The sequence below is a fragment of the Nocardia sp. CDC160 genome (genome assembly GCF_035818795.1).
In the GTDB taxonomy this organism is placed as follows: Bacteria; Actinomycetota; Actinomycetes; order Mycobacteriales; family Mycobacteriaceae; genus Nocardia.
Genome location: NZ_JAYKYT010000001.1, coordinates 1,506,042 through 1,525,444 on the forward strand (window position 1 = coordinate 1,506,042; position 19,403 = coordinate 1,525,444).

The 19,403-nt window shown below is 68.4% G+C and carries 17 protein-coding genes; 4 read left to right on the forward strand and 13 right to left on the reverse strand.

Going from position 1 to position 19,403, the window contains the following annotated elements:
• Positions 1-13: 13 nt before the first annotated feature.
• From dhaM to VMT40_RS06725, 4 genes are read right to left on the reverse strand one after another with little or no spacing between them, the layout of a single operon-like run.
• Positions 14-739, reverse strand: a complete 726-nt coding sequence (dhaM, locus tag VMT40_RS06710) for a dihydroxyacetone kinase phosphoryl donor subunit DhaM (protein WP_326357037.1) — start codon at positions 737-739, stop codon at positions 14-16.
• Positions 736-1,371: a dihydroxyacetone kinase subunit DhaL gene (dhaL, locus tag VMT40_RS06715; protein WP_326357224.1), complete on the reverse strand. Its 636-nt coding sequence runs from the start codon at positions 1,369-1,371 to the stop codon at positions 736-738. Before dhaL ends, dhaM begins: the two co-directional genes overlap by 4 nt.
• Positions 1,371-2,372, reverse strand: coding sequence for a dihydroxyacetone kinase subunit DhaK (gene dhaK / locus VMT40_RS06720; RefSeq protein WP_326357038.1), 1,002 nt, complete (start codon positions 2,370-2,372; stop codon positions 1,371-1,373). The genes dhaL and dhaK overlap by 1 nt, the downstream gene beginning before the upstream one ends.
• Before the next feature lie 24 nt (positions 2,373-2,396).
• The gene (locus tag VMT40_RS06725) at positions 2,397-3,128 is read right to left on the reverse strand and encodes a hypothetical protein (protein WP_326357039.1); all 732 of its coding nucleotides are present in this window, start codon (positions 3,126-3,128) and stop codon (positions 2,397-2,399) included.
• Positions 3,129-3,240: 112 nt separating this feature from the next.
• Here VMT40_RS06725 and VMT40_RS06730 point away from each other — a divergent pair, with 112 nt between their 5' ends.
• Positions 3,241-4,605 carry a TerD family protein gene (locus VMT40_RS06730; RefSeq protein ID WP_326357040.1) on the forward strand — a complete coding sequence of 455 codons (1,365 nt, stop codon included), beginning with the start codon at positions 3,241-3,243 and terminating at the stop codon, positions 4,603-4,605.
• Positions 4,606-4,617: 12 nt separating this feature from the next.
• On the opposite strand, the gene VMT40_RS06735 is transcribed toward VMT40_RS06730, so the two are convergent.
• The 3 genes from VMT40_RS06735 to VMT40_RS06745 all read right to left on the reverse strand — a co-directional run bounded on the left by VMT40_RS06735 (position 4,618) and on the right by VMT40_RS06745 (position 9,656).
• Positions 4,618-6,216, reverse strand: coding sequence for a glycosyltransferase family 87 protein (locus VMT40_RS06735; RefSeq protein WP_326357225.1), 1,599 nt, complete (start codon positions 6,214-6,216; stop codon positions 4,618-4,620).
• 123 nt (positions 6,217-6,339) lie between these two features.
• Complete coding sequence (locus VMT40_RS06740; protein ID WP_326357226.1) at positions 6,340-8,505, reverse strand: transglycosylase domain-containing protein; 2,166 nt, start codon at positions 8,503-8,505, stop codon at positions 6,340-6,342.
• Positions 8,506-9,242: 737 nt separating this feature from the next.
• A complete protein-coding gene (locus VMT40_RS06745; RefSeq protein WP_326312855.1) occupies positions 9,243-9,656 on the reverse strand; it encodes a DUF5318 domain-containing protein in 414 nt (137 codons plus the stop codon).
• A 272-nt stretch (positions 9,657-9,928) separates the two neighbouring features.
• On the opposite strand from VMT40_RS06745, the gene VMT40_RS06750 reads away from it, so the two are divergent.
• Positions 9,929-10,486 (forward strand): PadR family transcriptional regulator, encoded by a 558-nt coding sequence (locus tag VMT40_RS06750; protein WP_326312856.1) that lies wholly within the window; start codon positions 9,929-9,931, stop codon positions 10,484-10,486.
• Positions 10,479-11,591, forward strand: coding sequence for an inositol-3-phosphate synthase (locus VMT40_RS06755; RefSeq protein WP_326357041.1), 1,113 nt, complete (start codon positions 10,479-10,481; stop codon positions 11,589-11,591). Before VMT40_RS06750 ends, VMT40_RS06755 begins: the two co-directional genes overlap by 8 nt.
• 94 nt (positions 11,592-11,685) lie before the next feature.
• Here VMT40_RS06755 and VMT40_RS06760 read toward each other — a convergent pair whose 3' ends face one another.
• The 6 genes from VMT40_RS06760 to VMT40_RS06785 form a co-directional block, all read right to left on the reverse strand.
• Positions 11,686-12,111: a GyrI-like domain-containing protein gene (locus VMT40_RS06760; protein WP_326357042.1), complete on the reverse strand. Its 426-nt coding sequence runs from the start codon at positions 12,109-12,111 to the stop codon at positions 11,686-11,688.
• A 9-nt stretch (positions 12,112-12,120) separates the two neighbouring features.
• Positions 12,121-12,576, reverse strand: coding sequence for a GyrI-like domain-containing protein (locus VMT40_RS06765; RefSeq protein ID WP_326312859.1), 456 nt, complete (start codon positions 12,574-12,576; stop codon positions 12,121-12,123).
• A 185-nt stretch (positions 12,577-12,761) separates the two neighbouring features.
• A complete protein-coding gene (locus VMT40_RS06770; RefSeq protein ID WP_326357043.1) occupies positions 12,762-14,981 on the reverse strand; it encodes a transglycosylase domain-containing protein in 2,220 nt (739 codons plus the stop codon).
• Positions 14,982-15,070: 89 nt separating this feature from the next.
• Positions 15,071-16,012: a carbohydrate ABC transporter permease gene (locus VMT40_RS06775; RefSeq protein WP_326357044.1), complete on the reverse strand. Its 942-nt coding sequence runs from the start codon at positions 16,010-16,012 to the stop codon at positions 15,071-15,073.
• Positions 16,012-16,998, reverse strand: a complete 987-nt coding sequence (locus tag VMT40_RS06780; protein ID WP_442789929.1) for a carbohydrate ABC transporter permease — start codon at positions 16,996-16,998, stop codon at positions 16,012-16,014. Before VMT40_RS06780 ends, VMT40_RS06775 begins: the two co-directional genes overlap by 1 nt.
• Before the next feature lie 100 nt (positions 16,999-17,098).
• On the reverse strand, positions 17,099-18,403 hold the full coding sequence (locus VMT40_RS06785) for an ABC transporter substrate-binding protein (protein WP_326357045.1): 1,305 nt from the start codon (positions 18,401-18,403) through the stop codon (positions 17,099-17,101).
• A gap of 147 nt (positions 18,404-18,550) precedes the next feature.
• Between VMT40_RS06785 and VMT40_RS06790 the strand changes: the two genes are divergently transcribed.
• Entirely contained in the window at positions 18,551-19,393 is an 843-nt protein-coding gene (locus tag VMT40_RS06790; protein ID WP_326357046.1) for a DUF2786 domain-containing protein, read from the forward strand.
• Positions 19,394-19,403 lie beyond the last annotated feature (10 nt).

Below are 19,403 nucleotides of genomic sequence, written 5' to 3' on the forward strand. Positions count from 1 at the left end.
GCGGGGGAATAGGTCAGTGACCGTCGATCAGGGCGCGGACCGTGGCGACCGCCTGGGCGGCCTGGGGACCCGTGGCGGTGACTTCCAGTAGCTGGCCGGGCAGGACACCGAGGGTGAGGACACGGGTCAGGCTGTCGGAGGGCACCGGGCCCGCGCCGGTCGTGGCGTTGCGCAGTCGCACGTCCGCGTCGAATTCCCGTAGGGCCGCGACCAATTCGGCGGCCGGGCGGGCATGCAGACCGTGTTCGCCGGATACCTCGAAGGTGTCGGTCACCGAATCATCCACAGGCATCACACCTGTGGACAACTGTGGATCGTTTTCGACCGCGCCGTCAGGGGATTCACCGAGCTGACCGCGCTTGGCCGCCAGCGCGTTCTCGGCTTCGCGCACGACGGTCCTCAGGTCCGCCCCGCCGCCCGCCGCCGCCAGGGCCGACAACAGCCCCTCCACCAGCGGCGCGGCGGAAAGCATTACCTCGATGGGGGATTCGAGCAGATCCAGCGCGGTCTCGGCGGACAGCACCGCGCTACCCAGATCCATGAGCACCAGCACCCCATCACCGGAGTCGGCCTCGGCGATGGCGTCGGCCACCGCGACCGCGTCCGTGCCCAGCTCATTGTCGTGCAGCCCCGCCGCGATCCGGATCGCCACGCCCTGATCGGGCAGCAGTGCGGCGGCCAGCGCCACCGCCGCCTCGGCCAGCGCCCGGCTGTGCGACACCACCACCAGACCGATCATCGGACCGCCTGCCGGGCGGCCCGCACCAGCAGCGCCGCACTGGTCGCGCCCGGATCCTGATGTCCCGCACTGCGTTCCCCGAGATAGGAGGCGCGCCCCTTGCGGGCCACCAGCGGTGTGGTGGCATCGCGCCCCGCCTCGGCGGCCGCGACCGCCGCATCGAGGGCGTCCTGCGCCGAGGCTCCCCCCGCGACCTGCTTGTCGAGCGCGTCCGCCGCCGGGCCGAGCGCGTCCACCATGGTCTTGTCCCCCGGCTCGGCCTTGCCGCGGGCGATCACACCCTCCAGCCCGGCCCGAAAACCGCGCGCGAAATCGGCGATCTCCGCACCGCCGTCGACCGCACCGGCGAAGCGCAGGAAGAACGTCCCGAACAGCGGCCCGCTCGCCCCGCCGACCGTGCGGATCAACACCATGGCGGTCTGCTTGCTCACCTCGGCCGCGGTGCCCGGCGCCGAATCATTCAGTGCCGCAGAATCGTCCAGCGCCGCAACGGCCGCCGCCAGGCCGCGTTGCATATTCGTGCCGTGGTCGGCGTCGCCGATGGCGGCGTCCAGGGCGGTCAGCTCGCTCGCGTGCGCGTCGATCAGCGCGGCGAACTCCCGCACCCACGCCGCCGCGTCCACCGTCGCCATCAGATGCCCCACCGCAGTGCCGGAGTCCGCACCGGCGCGTCCCACAGCGCCGTCAGCTCCTCGTCGAGCCTGGTCAGAGTGATCGAGCAGCCCGCCATCTCGAGCGAGGTGATGTACGGCCCGACCAGGGAGCGCTCGATGTGGATGCCGTGCCCGCGCAGGATGCGCGCCACCTCGTCGAACATCAGATACAGCTCGATGAGTGGTGTGCCGCCCATGCCGTTGACGAAGCACAGCACCCGATCCCCCTGTGCGAAGGGCAGATCCGCGAGAATCGGGTCCAGCAGCATTTCCGCCACATCGCGGGCCGGGGCCAGCGGCACCCGCAGTCGCCCGGGCTCGCCGTGAATGCCGATGCCGATCTCCATCTCCCCGTCGCCCAGTTCGAAGGTCGGATGCCCGACCGCCGGTACCGTGCACGAGGTCAGCGCCATGCCCATGCTGCGCGAATTCGCGTTCACCGCCTCGGCGATGCGCGCCACCTCCGCCAGCGGGCGGCCCGCCTCGGCGGCCGCACCCGCCATCTTCTCCAGGATCACCGTCGCGCCGACACCGCGCCGCCCGGCCGTGTAGAGGCTGTCCTGCACCGCCACATCGTCATTGACCACCACCGACCGCACCTCGGTGCCGGATTCGGCGGCGGCCAGTTCGGCGGCCATCTCGAAATTCATGACGTCGCCGGTGTAGTTCTTCACGATGTGCAACACGCCCGCACCGGCATCCACCGCCGCGGTGGCGGCCTGAATCTGATCGGGCACCGGCGAGGTGAAGATCTCGCCCGGACAGGCGGCGTCGAGCATGCCGAGGCCGACGAATCCGCCGTGCAGCGGTTCGTGCCCGGAACCGCCGCCCGAGACCAGCCCGACCTTGCCCGGCACCGGCGCGTCGGCGCGCACCACCAGGCGCTGTTTCACGTCCACCCGCAGCTCCGGATGCGCCGCGGCCATACCCGCCAGCGCGGCGTCCACCACCTCGGTCGGATCGTTGATGAGCTTCTTCACCGAAATCTCCCCTCGGCAGGCCGGTTAACGCGCGGGCTCCTCCAGTGTGCGGGCCAGTTCGATATCGGTCACCAACTGCACCATGAGATCCCGTAATTCGCAGTCGGGCAGGTGCTCGGCGGCGAACTCGAACGGCTCGGACACATCCAGCCCGCCCTGGGTCGCGGCCAGGATCACCCAGGGAATCCCCACCTCGGCGACCCCGAGCCGCTCCCGGATCAAATCGACGGTGTCGTCCATCAGCCCGTTGCGGGCCGTCACCGCCGCGGTCATCTGCTCGTCGAGCTCGGCCCGGCGCTGTTCCAACAGGCCCGGATCGGAGCTCAACTCCTGTGCGGGCGTGGTGCGCACCGAACCGTCCTCGTAGACCTGGAAGCCCTCGTTCACGCAGATGGTGCCCAGCCTCACCTCGGCCTCGGCCAGTTCGGGCAGGGTGCGCAGACAGTCCAGCACCGCGTCCAGCGCGGCCACCAGCCGGTCGCGAATATCGCGGCGGCGCACCAGCTCCCGGTCGGCGTCCTCCCGCTCGGACAGCACCTGCTCGACCGCGCGGCCGATCTGGAAGGCCATGGCCGTGGACTCCGGGGCCCAGCCGCCGCGCGGCACGTACTCGCCGTCCTTGGGAGTGATGGTGTCCAGGAACGCGTTCACCGCGTCGAGCAGGTCGCGCAGCTGGTCGCGGGACACGGCGGGATGCCGGAAGGCGCTCAAATACTGTTCGTGCGCTTCCCCGGGATCGACCTCACCGTCGCTCACTCCGCCGATACTGCCACGCCCGCCCGCGCGGACCGCTCACCACGGCCCCGTCCCCGTGTCGTCGGATTCTCGTAGAGTGGCGGCGATAGCACCGACAAGCGAAGGGTCGATCTTGTCCGCAGTTTTGGTGAAGGGCCAGAACGGTCCCTTGAGTGTCCATGACCTGGTGATCAGCGTGCAGGTGGCCGCGCCCGCGGATCTGTCCGCGCTGCTGGTGACCGCCTCCGGCAAGGTGCGCTCCGACGCCGATTTCGTCTTCTTCAACCAGCCCTCCGGACCCGGGGTGCAGCTGCGGCCGGGCGCGGCCGGGCAGCCCGCGGTGCTGGCGGTGTCGCTGGCCGCCATTCCCGCTGATATCGAACAACTTCGGGCCGTCATCACCCTGGACGACGCCAATGGCAGCTTCGGGCAGTTGCCCGCGCCGATCGCCACCGTCGCCGATGCCGCCGGAAACGCGTTGTACGAGTACCGGATCGAGGGGTTGAGCACCGAATCCATCGTCATCGCACTGGAGTTGTACCGCCGCCAGGGCGACTGGAAGGTCCGCGCCGTCGGCCAGGGCTACGCGGGCGGCTTCGCCGCCCTGGTCACCGACCACGGCGTCCAGGTCAACGACGCACCCCAACCCGTGCCCCAGCCCGCGCAATACAACCCTGCGCCCACCGGATACCCCGAACCCGCCCCCACCGGATATCCCGCGCCCGCCGACCAGTTCACCTCCGGCACGGGCTATCCCCCGCCGCCCCCGGCTCAGTACGCGCCCACCGGTGGGTATCAGGCTCCGGGACAGTCGTATCCACCGCCGCCGAGCTACCTGCAGCCCGCCGGGTACCCGCCGCCGCCCGGTTACGCGGCCGCGCCGCCGCCGGTTCAGGAGGATCGCGACCTACCCGCTGGCCACGCCGTCAGCCTGGTCAAGGGCCAGCGCATCAACCTGCGCAAGGAGGGCGGGGCGGCGCTGGGCTACGTGAAGATGGGCCTGGGCTGGGATCCGGTCAAGCGCGGCGGCATGTTCGGAAACAAGTCCGTGGACGTGGATCTGGACGCCTCGGTCGTGCTGTTCGCGGGGACCAATCCGGTCGATGTCGTCTACTACGGCAGCCTCAACTCCAAGGACGGCTCCATCCGTCACCAGGGCGACAACCTGACCGGCGAGGGCGAGGGCGACGACGAGGAGATCATGGTCGACCTCACCCGCATCGCGCCTTCGGTGAGCACCCTGGTCTTCATCGTGACCTCCTACAAGGGCCACACCTTCGAGCAGATCGCCAACGCCTACTGCCGCCTGGTCGACAGCACCACCAATGCGGAACTGGCCCGCTACACCCTCGCGGGCGGCATGCCCTTCACCGCCATGGCCATGGCCAAGGTGTATCGCCCGGCGCCGGGCGCGGATTGGAAGCTGGAAGCCCTCGGCGAGGGCTTCCAGGCCAAGCATCCGGGCGAGGCGGTCCCGCAACTGGCCCGGTTCCTCTAGACCGCCGGGTGGCTACGCCACCGGGACCGGGTGCGACTCCGGAACCGGGTGGCGGGGCCGCAAGAACGCCGGGAGCCAAGGGATTTGGGGATCCGGGGCGTGGTTCAGCACCCCGCCGCCCGGATCGTCGATCCCGTCCCGGCGCACCGGATCGTCACCCGGCCGGTAGATCTGCCGGATCACCAGCACGCACAGCGCGATCACGGCCAGATCCCGCAGCACCACCGTGCCGGTGAACCACTGCTCGGGCAGGCCCTTGTGGTCCTGGCCCAGGTAATAGAACATCCGCGGCACCCACACCAGCGCATCGATCGTCATCCACGCCAACAGGATTCGCCGCTGCGGCAGCGCCAGCACCGCCAGCGGCACCAACCACAGCGAATACTGCGGGCTCCACACCTTGTTGGTGAGCAGGAACGCCGCCACCACCAGGAACGCCAACTGCGCCAGGCGCGGTCGCCGCGCCGCGGTCAACCCGATCCAGGCGATGCCCGCGCAGGCCAGGATGAACAGCACCAGCGACACCTGATTCAGCCACACCGGCGTCTGCTGCGGGCCCAACACCCCGTCGAATCCGGGCCAGCCGGTGAACGAGGTGATCACGTTGTAGATCGAATCCGGGTCGGCGTGCCGTTCGGTATTGAGCCGGAAGAACTCTCGCCAGCCGTCCGGATACAGCGCCGCGATGGGCGCGTTCACCGCCAGCCAGGTGACCACCGCCGCGGCGACCGCACCGCCCGCCGCGCGCAGGGGACGGATACCGCCCCAGGCGGATTCGTCCTCGCCGACCCGCTCGGCCCGCAGGCACAGCACCAGGATCGGCCCCAGCAACAGCAGCGGATACAGCTTCGCCGCCCCGCCCAGACCCAGCAGCACACCCGCGAGCACCGGTCGCCGCCGCGCCCACGCCAGCAGCCCGCCCGCCGCGAAAGCCGTTGCCAGCGCGTCGAAATTGGTGAACGCGTGCACCAGCACCAGCGGCGACAGCGCCACCAGCGCGGCATCCCACACCCGGCGACCGGCCAGCAGCGCGGTCGCCCAAATGGTCACCAGCCACGCCAGCGACAGCCCGATGGCCACCACATTGAAGTAGATGACCACCTCGAGGGCGGTGTGCCCGGGCAGCGCGGACAGCTTCCACGCCTTGGCGATTCCCATGGAGGCGTACTGGTAGAGCCCCGACAGCACCGGATACTCCATGTACCGGACCTGCGGCTTGCCGTCGCTGAACTCCACCCACCGCTTCTTGTAGGGGAACGCGCCCTCGTTCAGATGCTCGGCCCCGTACAGCGGCACCGTGTCCGAGTAGCACATGGCGATGTACTGGCGGCCGTTGTTCCAGTCCAGCCCCATCACGCCGTCGGCGTCGGGCCGCTGCTGAATACAGCCCGCCTTGCCGAACCAGCCGAAGGCCAAGAACAGCACCGCGAACGCCATCATGACGCGCATGGGCGTCCAGAAGCGGACCCGGCCGATCACCGCGTGATCGCCCACCGGGCCGCCGATCACATCGCACAGTTGCGCGGTCAGCGTATCGGTGCGACTGGGCTTGTCCCGATCGTCGACCGATCGCAGATCCGCCGCCAGCGGCTCCGGTGACTCGTAGACCATCGCGGAATCACGCTGTGCGCGAGCATCTTCCACCGCTGCCTCCCCCGGCTTCAGCGCGTCACCGGCCGACACGCCAGGGGCGGTCGGCCGGTGCACCAGTTCCTGCTCGATCACGGCAGCAGGCTACCGAGTCGGCCGTGACCCGTTGCCGTTGCCGTTCCCATTGCCGCCACCGCCATTCGGTGACGTGGTCGGTGTCGATCCGTCGGCGGGCGCCACCGGTTGGCCGGACATCGGCCCGCCGTCCTGCGGATTCGCCTGCTGGCTCTGCGGATTCGACTGCCGCTGATTGTTCGGATTGGGCGCCAGACCCGGCACCGGGATGGTGAGGCCCGGCAGGATCTCGACCTGGCTCTGGGTGATCACCGGGGGCAGCACCTGCTGCTCGGTGGTCGGCGCGGGCGTGTACGGCGCGGACCAGGACGGCACGCCCGCCTGACCGCCGATGGTGCCCGGCTTCGGGAAGTTCTCGTTGGGCGTGCCCTTGAGGGCACCGTCCATGGTCGCCTTCCAGATGTCGGCGGGCAGACCCGAACCGTAGATCATGCCGCCGTTCGCGTTTCGCAGCTTCTCACCGTTGTCGGTGCCCACCCAGACCGCGGTGGACAGCGACGGGGTGTAGCCGACCATCCAGGCGTCGCGGTTCTCGTCGGTGTCGCCGAGCTGGTTGGTGCCGGTCTTGGTGGCCGAGAGGCGCCCGCCCGCCAGCTGGTGGTTGCGCGACCACGCCGCGATGGGCTTCATCGCGTCGGTCACGTTGTCCGCCACCGCCGCCGAGACCCGCTGCTCGCCCGCGGGCTCGCCGCGATCCAGCAGCACGGTGCCGTCGGAGGCGACGACCTTCTGCACGAAGTGCGGCGCGTGGTACACGCCCGAGGCGGCCAGGGTGGCGTACGCGGACGCCATGTCCAGCGGGCGCACCTGGTACTGGCCCAGCACGATGCCGTTGTTGGGGCCGGAGCCGTCCTTCTCGGTCAGCGTCTTGCCCACGCCCGGAATGGTGTCCGGGATGCCCAGCTTGTGGGCCATGTCGGCGATCTTCTGCGGGCCGTTGCCCGGCATGTCCAGCTGCATGCGGTAGAAGCTGGTGTTCAGCGAGCGCTTGAGCGCCTCGGCGATGGTGCACATGCCGCACTGCTCGCCCTCGACGTTGGTGATCTTGATGCCGTTCACGGTGACCGGTGAGGAGTCGTAGAGCGTCGAGAGCGGCTTGCCCAGTTCGAGGTTCTCGGCCAGACCGAACACCTTGAACGAAGAGCCCGGCGGCAGACCCTGATTGGCGTAGTCCAGGCCCTGGCCGTCGGAGCCGCCGTAGTAGGCGCGCACCGCGCCGGTCTTCGGATCCACCGACACCGCGGCGGTCCGCAGCTTGTCCGGCTCGCCGTCCATCACCTTGTTGACCGCGTCGACCATCGCCGTCTGCGCCTTGCTGTCGATGGTCGTGGTGATCTGCAGGCCCTCGGTGTTCAGATCGTGTTCGCTGATGCCCGCGGCCTCGAGCTCCTTGAGCACCTGGGTCTTGATCAGGCCCTCCGGGCCCGCGTCCAGGGTCTTGTCCTTCTGTGCCTGCGCGGCCGGAATCACCGCGGGGTACTGCATGTTCGCGCGATCGGCCGCGGACAGATTGCCGCCGTCGACCATGCCGTCCAGCACGTACTTCCAGCGGGCCTGCGCGCCTTCGGGATTCTTCTCCGGATCCAGATTCGACGGCTGCTGAATGGTCGCGGCCAGCACCGCGCCCTCGGCCACCGTCAGATCCGAGACCGGCTTGTTGAAGTACGCCTTGGACGCGGCGTCGATGCCGTAGGCACCGCGGCCGAAGAAGATGGTGTTCAGATACGCGGTCAGGATCTGGTCCTTGGACCACTGCTTGGCCATCTTGGCCGAGATCACCAACTCGCGCAGCTTGCGGCTGAGCGAGTGCTCATTGCCGACCATGGCGTTCTTCACGTACTGCTGCGTGATCGTCGAACCACCACCGGCACTGGTATTGCCGGTCAACTGGCCCACGATGGCGCGGCCGAAGCCCTGGATCGAGAAGCCCGGATTGGTGTAGAACGAGCGGTCTTCCGCGGCGATGACCGCGTTGCGCACGTGCGGCGGAATCTGATCGATGGTCACATCGGTCCGATTGCCTTCCGGCGGAATGACTTTCGCCAGCACCGAGGTGCCGTCGGCCATGAACATGGTGGCCACCTGATTGTTCTTCAGGTCGCCGGGCTGCGGCACGTTGACCGTCGAGTACATGAACAGGAAGCCCGCGCTCGCGACGCCGAGCACCGCGGCCATGCCGAGGTAGATCACGCGGCGGACGAGGCGCCAGACCGAGCGCTTCTTCGGCGCGCCCTTGCGGCCGCCGCCGGAGCTGCCCGATCCACTCGGGCCATTGCCGCCGGGCCGCCGCGGCGGCGGACCGGCCGGATCGCCGGTCTGCGGTCGCCGGGCCGCGGGCTGCCCGCCCGAGGGCGGACGGGTGCGGTCGTCGACGGGCCGCGGCCGGGTGCCCGCGCCCGATCCCGCGCGCACCGCGCGGTCGGAGACGCGCTGGGTGCGGTCGGAGGTGGCCGCCCGGGAGATGTGATTCGGAACCGCCTGTCGCGCGCCGGTATTCACCTTCGCGTCGGAATTGGCGGGATTGGGTAGCTTGCGGGTCGCGTCCGGAGCGCCGGGTCGCTGCGGCGGCGGTACGGGACGTCGAGGGGGCTGACCGCCCTGCGGCATCGGACCGCGCGGCGGCTGGCCACCCGGGCCGCGCGGGGGCAAACCCTGGCCGCGCGGAGCGCCGGGTCCCGCGGGCTGGCGTGCCCCGGGCGGCGGGCCTGCCGGTCGAGGCGGCGGGTAGCCGCCGGGGCCGGGTTGCGAACCGCCACGGGGGCGGCCGCCGTGCGGTCCGTCGTCATAGGGCGATGTCACAGCCTGGCTCTCCAATAACTCTCGATACGGTCCTGTTGCTCTCGGATGCGGTCACGCATGTGCACCGCGGCGGGCACGGGTATACCCACTGGATCAGCAGTCGACGTGGCCTCTCACTCGGCGGCCGTGCGACGGGCGCTGGTGCGACGACGCCCGGTCGGTGCGGGCGCTAGGCCCAGCACATAGGACTGCACCAGATGATTCCAACTGCAGGTCCGGCACACCTCGACCACGTGCACCGAGAACTCCTCACGAGTCTCGGCCAACCGGACCAACTCCTCCGGCGTGCGGGCCGATCCCGCGACGGGCCCGAGCCCGTCACCGTAGACCCACGATACGAGAGTCAACTGCTCTTTCCTGCAGATAGGGCATGTGACCTCGCTCCCCCGCCCGTGGAATTTCGCCGCACGCAACAGGTACGGATTCGCATCGCACACTTCCGCGACGTCCACCCGTCCCGCGTAGACGTCGGCCAGCAGCGACTTACGCCGAAGCGCATAGTCCACTACCTGCCGCTGTATTCGCACGCGACCCAGAGTACTTGCGGCCCCCGACCGCCCGCACTCCCCGAGTCGACTCTCACGAAATCTCCACAAGAGATTGGGGTCCGGGCGCGAGCACTAGGGCCGCTTCGCCCTTGGGCTTTGGGGGTCCGGGGGCTTGGCCCCCGGGACCCTTTCACCTTGGGGGTGTGGGGCGTCAGCCCCACAAACACGCGCCAACTATATCGGCGCGATATAGTTTGGAACTGCATCCATCGGTTAGGTTCTGAACACACGACAGTCAGGAGGTGAAGCCCGTGCTGGAACTGGCAATCCTCGGGCTGCTCCTCGAATCACCGATGCACGGCTACGAGTTGCGCAAGCGACTCACCGGTCTGCTGGGGCCCTTCCGGGCCTTCTCCTACGGGTCGCTGTATCCGACCCTGCGGCGCATGCAGGCCGACGGCCTCATCGCGGAGGAGAGTCCGCAGGGATTGGCCACCCGCCGTGCGCGGCGGGTCTACCAACTGACTGACCCCGGGCGGGAGCGGTTCGCCGAACTGCTCGCCGACACCGGGCCCCAGAACTACACCGACGACGGCTTCGGCGTTCATCTGGCCTTCTTCGGCCGCACCCCCGCGGAAGCGCGGATGCGAATCCTGGAGGGGCGGCGGAGGCAGGTCGAGGAGCGCCGAGAGGGACTGCGGGAAGCGATCAAACGCGCGAGCGGGCAATTGGACCGCTATACCCGTCAGCTCCATCAACTCGGTCTCGAATCAAGCGAGCGCGAAGTGCGCTGGCTCAACGAGTTGATTGCCGCAGAGCAATCGACGAAGGCGGCACCACAGAAAGAGGGAAATATCGGCCATGAGTGACATCAATCAGGCTGGCGGAGCCACCGAAGTTCGCGTGGCCATCGTGGGTGTGGGCAACTGCGCATCCTCCCTGGTTCAGGGCGTGCACTACTACAAGGACGCGGACGCGGATTCCACCGTTCCGGGCCTCATGCACGTCAAGTTCGGCCCGTACCACGTGCGCGACGTGAAGTTCGTCGCCGCGTTCGACGTGGACGCCAAGAAGGTCGGCTTCGATCTCTCCGACGCGATCTTCGCCAGCGAGAACAACACCATCAAGATCTCCGACGTGCCGCCGAGCGACGTCACCGTGCAGCGCGGCCCGACCCTCGACGGCATCGGCAAGTACTACGCCCAGACCATCGAGCTGTCCGACGCCGAGCCGGTCGACGTGGTCAAGGCGCTGAAGGACGCGAAGGTCGACGTCCTCGTCTCCTACCTTCCGGTCGGTTCTGAAGAGGCCGACAAGTTCTACGCGCAGTGCGCCATCGACGCGGGCGTGGCCTTCGTCAACGCGCTGCCGGTGTTCATCGCCTCCGACCCGGTCTGGGCCCAGAAGTTCGTCGACGCGGGCCTGCCCATCGTCGGCGACGACATCAAGTCCCAGGTCGGCGCGACCATCACCCACCGCGTGATGGCCAAGCTGTTCGAGGACCGCGGCGTCGTGCTGGACCGCACCTACCAGCTCAATGTCGGCGGCAACATGGACTTCAAGAACATGCTCGAGCGCGAGCGGCTGGAGTCCAAGAAGGTCTCCAAGACCCAGGCCGTGACCTCCAACCTCGAGGGTCCGCTGGCGGGCAAGGTGCACGACCGCAATGTGCACATCGGCCCGTCGGACTACGTCGAGTGGCTCGACGACCGCAAGTGGGCCTACGTCCGGCTCGAGGGTCGCGCCTTCGGCGACGTGCCGCTGAACCTGGAGTACAAGCTCGAGGTGTGGGACTCGCCGAACTCGGCGGGCATCATCATCGACGCGGTGCGCGCGGCCAAGATCGCCAAGGATCGCGGCATCGGCGGGCCGGTCATCCCGGCCTCGGCCTACCTGATGAAGTCCCCGCCGCAGCAGCTCGCGGACGACGTGGCTCGCGCTCAGCTGGAAGCCTTCATCATCGGGGCGGAGTAACAACTCTCGTAGCTCTCAGGGGGCTCCGCCCCCCGAACCCCCGAAACGAAAGGGCGGCATCGCGAATCGCGATGCCGCCCTTTCTCGTTCACGCTCAGTCGAGCGAGACGTACACCTCGACCGAGGTCGGCCCGGTGTAGCGCTCGATCTCCGCGGTGTGGGAGCGGGTGATGGTGCCCGCGTTCTCGGCCTTGGCGACCTTGGCCCACGCTGTGCGCAGCAGGTCGTAAGGCTTGTCCGAGACAACGAATTTCGCGTAGCGGCCCGCGGGGATGCGGGTCATCACGTCTCCGGTGTCCAGGGTGGCGAGGCCCGAAAGCTCATATCCCAGAACGGCTACCGCGTGATCGTTCTGACCGATGTAGGCGGCCACGCGCTCGGCCTTCTTCTCGCGGGCCAGGTAGCGGTCCCAGGTGAAGTTGACCAGGTCGAGGTCGCGGGCGGTGACCTCGCGGCCCGCGAGGGGGATGGTCAGGCCACCGACGAGGAATTCCTCCAGGGTGACGATTTCGAAGTCCACTTCCTGCCCCTACCCCTCGGTGCTCGGATCGAGCGCGACGAAAACCTCCACCGTCCGGTTGTCCGGATAGTGCTCGAAATCCCCGGTGTAGGCGCGCACCAGGGTGCCCGCCGCCTCGAGGTCCCAGACCGTGCGCCAGATCGAGACGATGATGTCGCCGAGATTGTCGCCACTGCGAATGAAGCGGGCGAATTTACCGGCCGGGATACGAGCGAGTACATCGCCCGGCAATAGGTCGTCCAGCTTCTTGCATTCGTAGCCGACGATATGCGTCAGATACGAACCGATCTCGGGTGCGTGATCCACATACGCGGTCGCGGGCGGACCGGGCAGATCGCGTGCCAAATTGCGTTTCCAGGCCTCCTCGACCTTCGAACGGCGCGGCCCTTCGACCGCGAGTGCCGGACTGCGTAGCACCGTTCCGGCTACCAGCGTTTCGTGGCGTTCAACGACATTGAAATCCACCGGCGTCGCCCCTATGTCTCGTGCTGTCTCCGACCCCACCCTGCTCCCAACCCGCATCCTGCCACCGTCCCCCGGAGTCATTGAAGCCGGTAGCGGTCTCCACCATATCCGCGCCCGTCCACGCGTGGGCACAGTAGCCACGAAACATGATCAACAGCGCATCACAGTTCCGCGTCGGCGCTCCCTTATCCGGGAACAGGGATGCTGAGGCCCGGGAAGATTTCTACTTCTTTGGGGGTGGGGGCCGGGGGGATAACCAGCACCGGTTCTTGTTGGGGGGCGGGGGTGCCGGGGTTGAGGATGTCGTAATTGCCGTTGCCGGGGGGCATTCCGGAGATTTGTTCGGGGTTGGGGAATTGGTCCACGGGGGTGTCGGCGAGGGCCGCGTCCATGGTTTGTTTCCAGAGGTCGGCGGGGAGGCCGGAGCCGTAGATGGCCGCGCCGCGGGAGGTCCGGATGGGTTGGGACTGTTCGGTTCCCACCCAGACGGCCGTGGACAGGGACGGGGTGAAGCCGACCATCCAGGCGTCCTTGTTCTGGCCGGTGTCGCCGAGCTGGGTGGTGCCGGTCTTGGCGGCGGCCGGGCGACCGCCCGCGAGATTGTGATTGCCCGAGTAGGCGGCGATGGGCAGCATGGCCTGGGTGACCGTGTCGGCGACCGCGGTCTGAATGCGCTGCTCGGATTTGCGCGGATCCTTGGCGCGGTCGAGCAGCACGTGGCCGTCGCCGGTGATCACCTTCTGCACGAAGTAGGGGGCGCGGTAGGTGCCGGAGGCGGCCAGGGTGGCATACGCCGAGGCCATGTCGATGGGCCGCACCGAGTACGCGCCCAACACGATGGCGGGCAGCGGTGCGGCGCCGTCCTCGGTCAGCGTCTTGCCGGGCACGCCGGGGATCTGGTCCGGGATCCCGGCCTGGTGGGCCGCGTTGGCAATGGCCTTCGGCCCCTCGAACAGGGTTTGGGCCAGGCGGTAGAAGCTGGTGTTGAGCGAGCGCTTGAACGCCTCGGCCAGCGAGCAGGTGCCGCAGGACTCGCCGCCCACGTTCTGGATCTTCTCGCCGTTCACCGTGAGCGGTTCGCTGTCGAGCTTGTAGGACAGCGGGATGCCCTGCTCCAGGGCGGCCACCACCGCGAAAGTCTTGAAGGCCGAACCGGTTTGCAGCGGGGCCTGCGCGAAGTCGAAGCCGATACCGTCGGGTCCGCCGTAGTAGGCGCGCACCGCCCCGGACCGCGGATCGATCGACACCACGGCCGTGCGCAACTCACCCGGCTGCCCGCCCAGCACATTCCCGACGGCGTTCAGCGCGGCCTGCTGCGCCTTGGCGTCGATGGTCGTGATGATCTGCAGCGCACCGGTGTTCAGCTCGTGCTCGCTGATGCCGGAGGCACGCAACTCGCGCAGCACCTGGGTGCGGATCAGGCCCTCGGGACCGCGCGGGGTGCTGTCGTCCACCTCGGTGACGGGCAGGATGGGCGGAAACTGGGTGGCGGCCCGCTCGTTTCGGTTCAGCACACCCATCGAGACCATGCCGTCGAGCACGTACGCCCAACGCGCCTTCAGCTGGTCGAGGTGGTTCTCCGGGTCCAGCAGCGAGGGGGTGCGGATCACCGAGGCCAGCACCGCGCCCTCGGCGAGGGTCAACTCCGGCGGGGTCTTGCCGAAGTAGGCCTTGGCGGCCGCCGCGATGCCGTACGCGCCGCGCCCGTAGTAGATCGTATTGAGGTAGGCGGCGAGGATGTCGTCCTTGCTCCACTCGCGGGCCATCTTGGCGGAGATGATGAGCTCGCGCATCTTCCGGCTGAGCGTGCGCTCCGAACTCAGGAAGGCGTTCTTCACGTATTGCTGGGTGATGGTGGAGCCGCCGCCCGCGTCGTCGCGACCGAGCAGGTTGTCGCGGGCCGCGCGCAGGAACGCCGAGGTGGAATAGCCCGGATTCGTGTAGAAGTTGCGGTCCTCGGCCGAGAGCACCGACAGCCGCACCGGTTCGGGTACGTCGCTCAGCGGCACCGGCACCCGATTGCCTTCCGGCGGAACGACCTTCGCGATGACGCTGTTGCCGTCGGAGGTGAGGATGGTGGCGATCTGATTGGTCTGCACCGCGTTCGGGTCGGGAATCTCGGCGCTCCAGTAGGCGATGCCCATGAGTGTGGTCGGCATGACCACCAGCACCAGGAACAGCGCCAGCAGCAGCCGTCGGATCCGCTGGCCGCGGGTGCGGCGCGGACGCAGCCCCGGCTCGGCCGACTTCGCCCGCTTGGGCGGCTTGGCCCGGCGGCGCGGGCGGCTGTGGGAGGCACCCGCCTGCCTGCGCGACGCCGCGGTCGCCAGCTCGCTCCACCCTGCCGAGTTGGCGTACGGGGCCGGTTGGCCACGGCGCCGCTTGCGGGACGAGCTCACGAGCATCTCCTTCCGGAGCGTCGACAAAGCTGGTGTCGGGTGACGCCGTGGACGATCACGGCGCGACCCATGCTAATCGACGTTGCCGGGCGTCCCTAGGACTTCACGCCGCCCGCGGTGAGGCCGGAGATGATGCGGCGCTGGAACAGCAACACCATGATCACCAGTGGAATGGTGACGATGGTGCCCGCCGCCATGATGGCGGTGTAGGGCTGCACCAGCGGGTTGTTGCCGGAGAAGCGGGCGACCGCGACCGTCACCGGCTCGGTCTTGTCGCTGGAAAGCAGTCGCGCCAGCAGGTATTCGTTGACCGCCGCGATGAAGGCCAGGATGGCGGTGGTGAACACCGCCGGGGCCGCCAACGGCAGCATGACCAGCCGGAAGGCCTGGAATCGCGACGCGCCGTCGATGCGCGCGGCCTCCTCGAGCTCCCACGGGAGTTCGGTGAAGAACGAGGCCAGGATGTAGACGGTCATGGGCAGCACGAACGAGATGTTCGGAATGATCATGGCCTGGTAGTGGCCGATCCAGCCGAGGTCGGTGAACAGCTGGAACAGCGGGGTCACCAGCACCACCACGGGGAACATGGAGGCGGACAGGATGAGTCCGGACACCACGTACTTGCCCTTGAAGGTGAGCCGCGCCAGCGCGTAGGCGGCCATGATGCCGATCAGCAGCGCCACCACCGTGGTGGCCAGGCCGATGATCACGCTATTGCCCAGTGCCCGGCCGAAGTCGTTGCCGCGGCTGGTGTCGAAGGCGTTGCGGAAGTTCTCCATCGTCACGTGGGTGGGCCACGGGGTGTTGTCGAAGGTGTACTCCGGGTCGCGCAGCGCGGTCACGACCATCCAGTAGAACGGGCCCAGCCCCCACACCAGCACGATCAGCGCGCCGAGGTAGACGCGGCCGGAGGTGAGCCGCTTTCCCAGCGGAACCGATTGGCGGACGGGCTTTTTCGTGGTCTCGACGACAGTGGTGCGCCCGCCCGTCGCCCCGCCACCACCCCTGACCGAATCGCTACGCGATGCTTTATTCATCAGTGCGCCTCCCGCTGTGCTTCCTGGGTGCGAACGGCGTTGGCGCCCAGGACCTTCACCAGGAAGAAGGCCACCATGAAGATGAGCAGGAAGGTGATCACCGACAGGGCCGAGGCGCTGTTGGGGCCCTGACGCACCTGATCCACCACCAGCATGGAGATGGTGCGGGTGGCCGGGTTGGACTGGGTCATGATCGCGGGCAGGTCGTACATGCGCAGCGCGTCCATGGTGCGGAACAGGATCGCCACCAGCAGAGCGGGTTTCAGCAGCGGCATGGTGATGTGCCAGAAGCGCTGCCACGCGGACGCGCCGTCCACGCGCGCGGCCTCGTACACGTCCTCCGGAATCACCTGCAGCCCAGCGAGAATCAGCAGCGCCATGAACGGGGTGGTCTTCCACACGTCGGCGGCGATGACCGCGAAGCGGGCGGGCCACGGGTCGGCGGTCCACAGGATGTGAGTGCCGAGGACCCGGTTGACCACGCCGTCGTACTGGAACATGAACTCCCACAACCGCGCCGTGACGGCGGTGGGAATGGCCCACGGGATGAGCACGGCCGCGCGCAGCAGGGCGCGGCCCTTGAAGGTCTTGCCCATGATGACGGCCATGCCCAGGCCGATGGTGGCCTCGAGCGCCACCGTCGCCAGCGTGAACAGCAGGGTGACGCCGATGGCGGTCCAGAACTGGGAGCCCAGATTGCCGGTCGGGCAGTCGACGGTCTCGCCGAGCCCATTGGTGCACTGCTGCAGCAGCCAGTGCGTGTAGTTGCTGAATCCGGCCCCGCCGCCCTCGACGAACATGCCGGTGGACTTGTCCAGGCCGGAGTCCTTCTGGAAGGACATGATCACGGCCCGGACCACCGGGTAGCCGACCACCACGGCCAGTGCGAGCAGCACCGGCGTGACGAACAACCAGGCCCGAGCCGAAACGCCCAGCGGCTTGCGCGCGCGTTTCGGCCTTTGGCCTTGGGGTGCTTGGGATTTCACGATCGACTCCGTGCGGTCGGGCGACGCGACATCGGTCGCTCCCGAAGGACGTGACACCTTATCTCTTCTCCTACGGGACCAACTCGTCGTCGAGCACGCCCTACGATCCGGCGGTCTCGATGCCCTTCTGCATGCCAGCGATGGCGTCGTCGACCGACTTGTTTCCGGTCAACGCAGCATAGGCGTTGTCCTGGATGGCCTTCGACACCGCCGGGTAGAACGGGGTGACCGGACGCGGCACCGCGGAGGCGATGGAATCCTTGAGCGCGGGCAGGTACGGCATCTTGGCGATCAGGGCCGGATCGTCGTACACCGAGGCGCGGACCGACGGCAGCGCGCCCGAGGCCACGATGTGCTGGGCGTCCTCGCTGATCAGGAAGCGCAGGAAGTCCAGCGCGGTGGCCTTGTTCTTGGAGTACGCGCTGATGGCCGCGTTGTAGCCACCCAGGGTCGAGGCGCCGATGCCGTCCTTGCCGGGCAGCGGGGCGACCCCGAACTTGTCCTTCACCGCGGAGGCGTCGGAACCGGCGTCACCGTAGGACGACGGCCAGCCGCGCATGAACAGGAGCTTGCCGCTGACGAAGGCGGTCTGCGACTCCGGCTCCTTGAAGGAGATGGCCTCCTTCGGGATGTCACCGTTCTTGTAAGCGTCGACCAGGGTCTGCAGACCGGCCTTGGCCTGCGGGCTGTTCACGGTCGGGGTCTTGCCGTCGGGGCCGACGAAGCTGCCGCCGAAGGCATTGATGACCTCGGCGGTGTTCACGGTCAGACCCTCGTAGGGCGCGAATTGCCCGGCGTAGCAGCCGATTCCGGCCTCCTTGGCCTTCGGGCAGTCGTTGAGCAGCTCGGCCCAGGTCTTGGGCGGCTCGTTCACCAGATCCTTGCGGTAGAACAACAAGCCGCCGTTGGTGTTCCGCGGGGCCGCGTAAAGGGTGCCGTTGTAGGTGGCCGAGGCGACCGGCGGCGAGAGCAGGGTGGAGGTGTCGATCGCGAAGGAGTCCTTCAGCGGCTGGATCCAGCCCTTGGCCGCGAACTCCGCGGTCCACGGCACGTCCAGGGCGACCACGTCGTAGTCCGAGGCCTTGGCCTGCATGTGCTGCTTGAGGTCGTCGTACTGCTGGGAGGCGTCGTTGGACTGCTCCTTGAACGTCACCTTCTCGTCCGGGTGGGCGGCGTTCCAGCGCTCGATGAGCTGCTTGACCGCGCCGGTCTCGGTGGTGTCCTTGCCCTCGACATAGGTGATCGGGCCACGGCCGGTGAGGTTCTCGGCGGTGGGGTTGGAGCCGCTCGAGCTGCTGGAGCAGCCGCTGGCGAAGGTCGCCGTCAGCAATGCCGCCGACGTCACGGCCATGACGGCGCGCGGCACCAGCGTCGATCGTAGGGACGACATGTTCTTCAAAGCCATCGCGGATACTCCAGGGTCGAGACGTGAGCGGCGGCACACCCAGCCGGTTGCACAAGGGAAGATACATGGTGGACGTTCCGCGCGCGGGGACTACCTGATCACGCGCGCGTGACCACGGGCTCGGCGATGCCGCTAGGCTGTGTCGCGATGTCTTCTCAGGACAAGATGCTCACCCGAATCGGCGGACTGCTGCGACAGGCCGAATCGACCGACAACGAGCACGAGGCCGAGGCGTTCCTCGCCGCCGCGCAGCGGCTGGCCACCGGCTCGTCGGTGGATCTGGCGGTGGCGCGGGCACATATCGCCAATCGCGAGCGGCGGCCCACGCCGACGCAGCGGGTGATTCCCATCGGCGAGGCCGGAAAGCGCGGGCTGCGAACGTATGTGCAGCTGTTCGTGGCCATTGCCGCGGCCAATGACGTGCGCTGCGATGTGGCCCGATCCTCGACCACGGTGTACGCCTACGGATTCGACACCGATATCGACACCTGCGAGGCGCTCTACACCAGCCTGCTGATCCAGATGGTGAAGGCCTCCGACCACTACATCAAATCCGGTGCGTACAAGGGCGCGACGGCCGAGAAGATCGTCGTCGAACGCCGCTACGGGCGGACCTACCATCGCCCGGTCGAGGTGCCGGTGGCGGCGGTGACGGCGCGGCTGAACTTTCAGATGGCCTTCGCCTCCCGCATCGGGCGGCGGTTGGCGCAGGTGAAGGCGGATGTGGAGACCGAAGCCGTCAAGGCCGACGCGGCCGAATCCGCGCCCACCGGAACGGCTCTCGCCCTGCGGAACAAGGAGCTGGAACTCACCGACTTCTACTCCCGCACCTCCGAGGCACGCGGGACGTGGCAGGGGCCGCAGGCCTCGGCCGGGTATTCGGCGGCGGCCCGGCGGGCCGGGGATCGCGCGGGCAAGGCCGCGCGACTGGGCAATTCGCCGGAGCTGGGTGGCGTGCGCGGGCAGCTGCCGCGCGGTTCGGGCGAATAGCGGTCGCGCG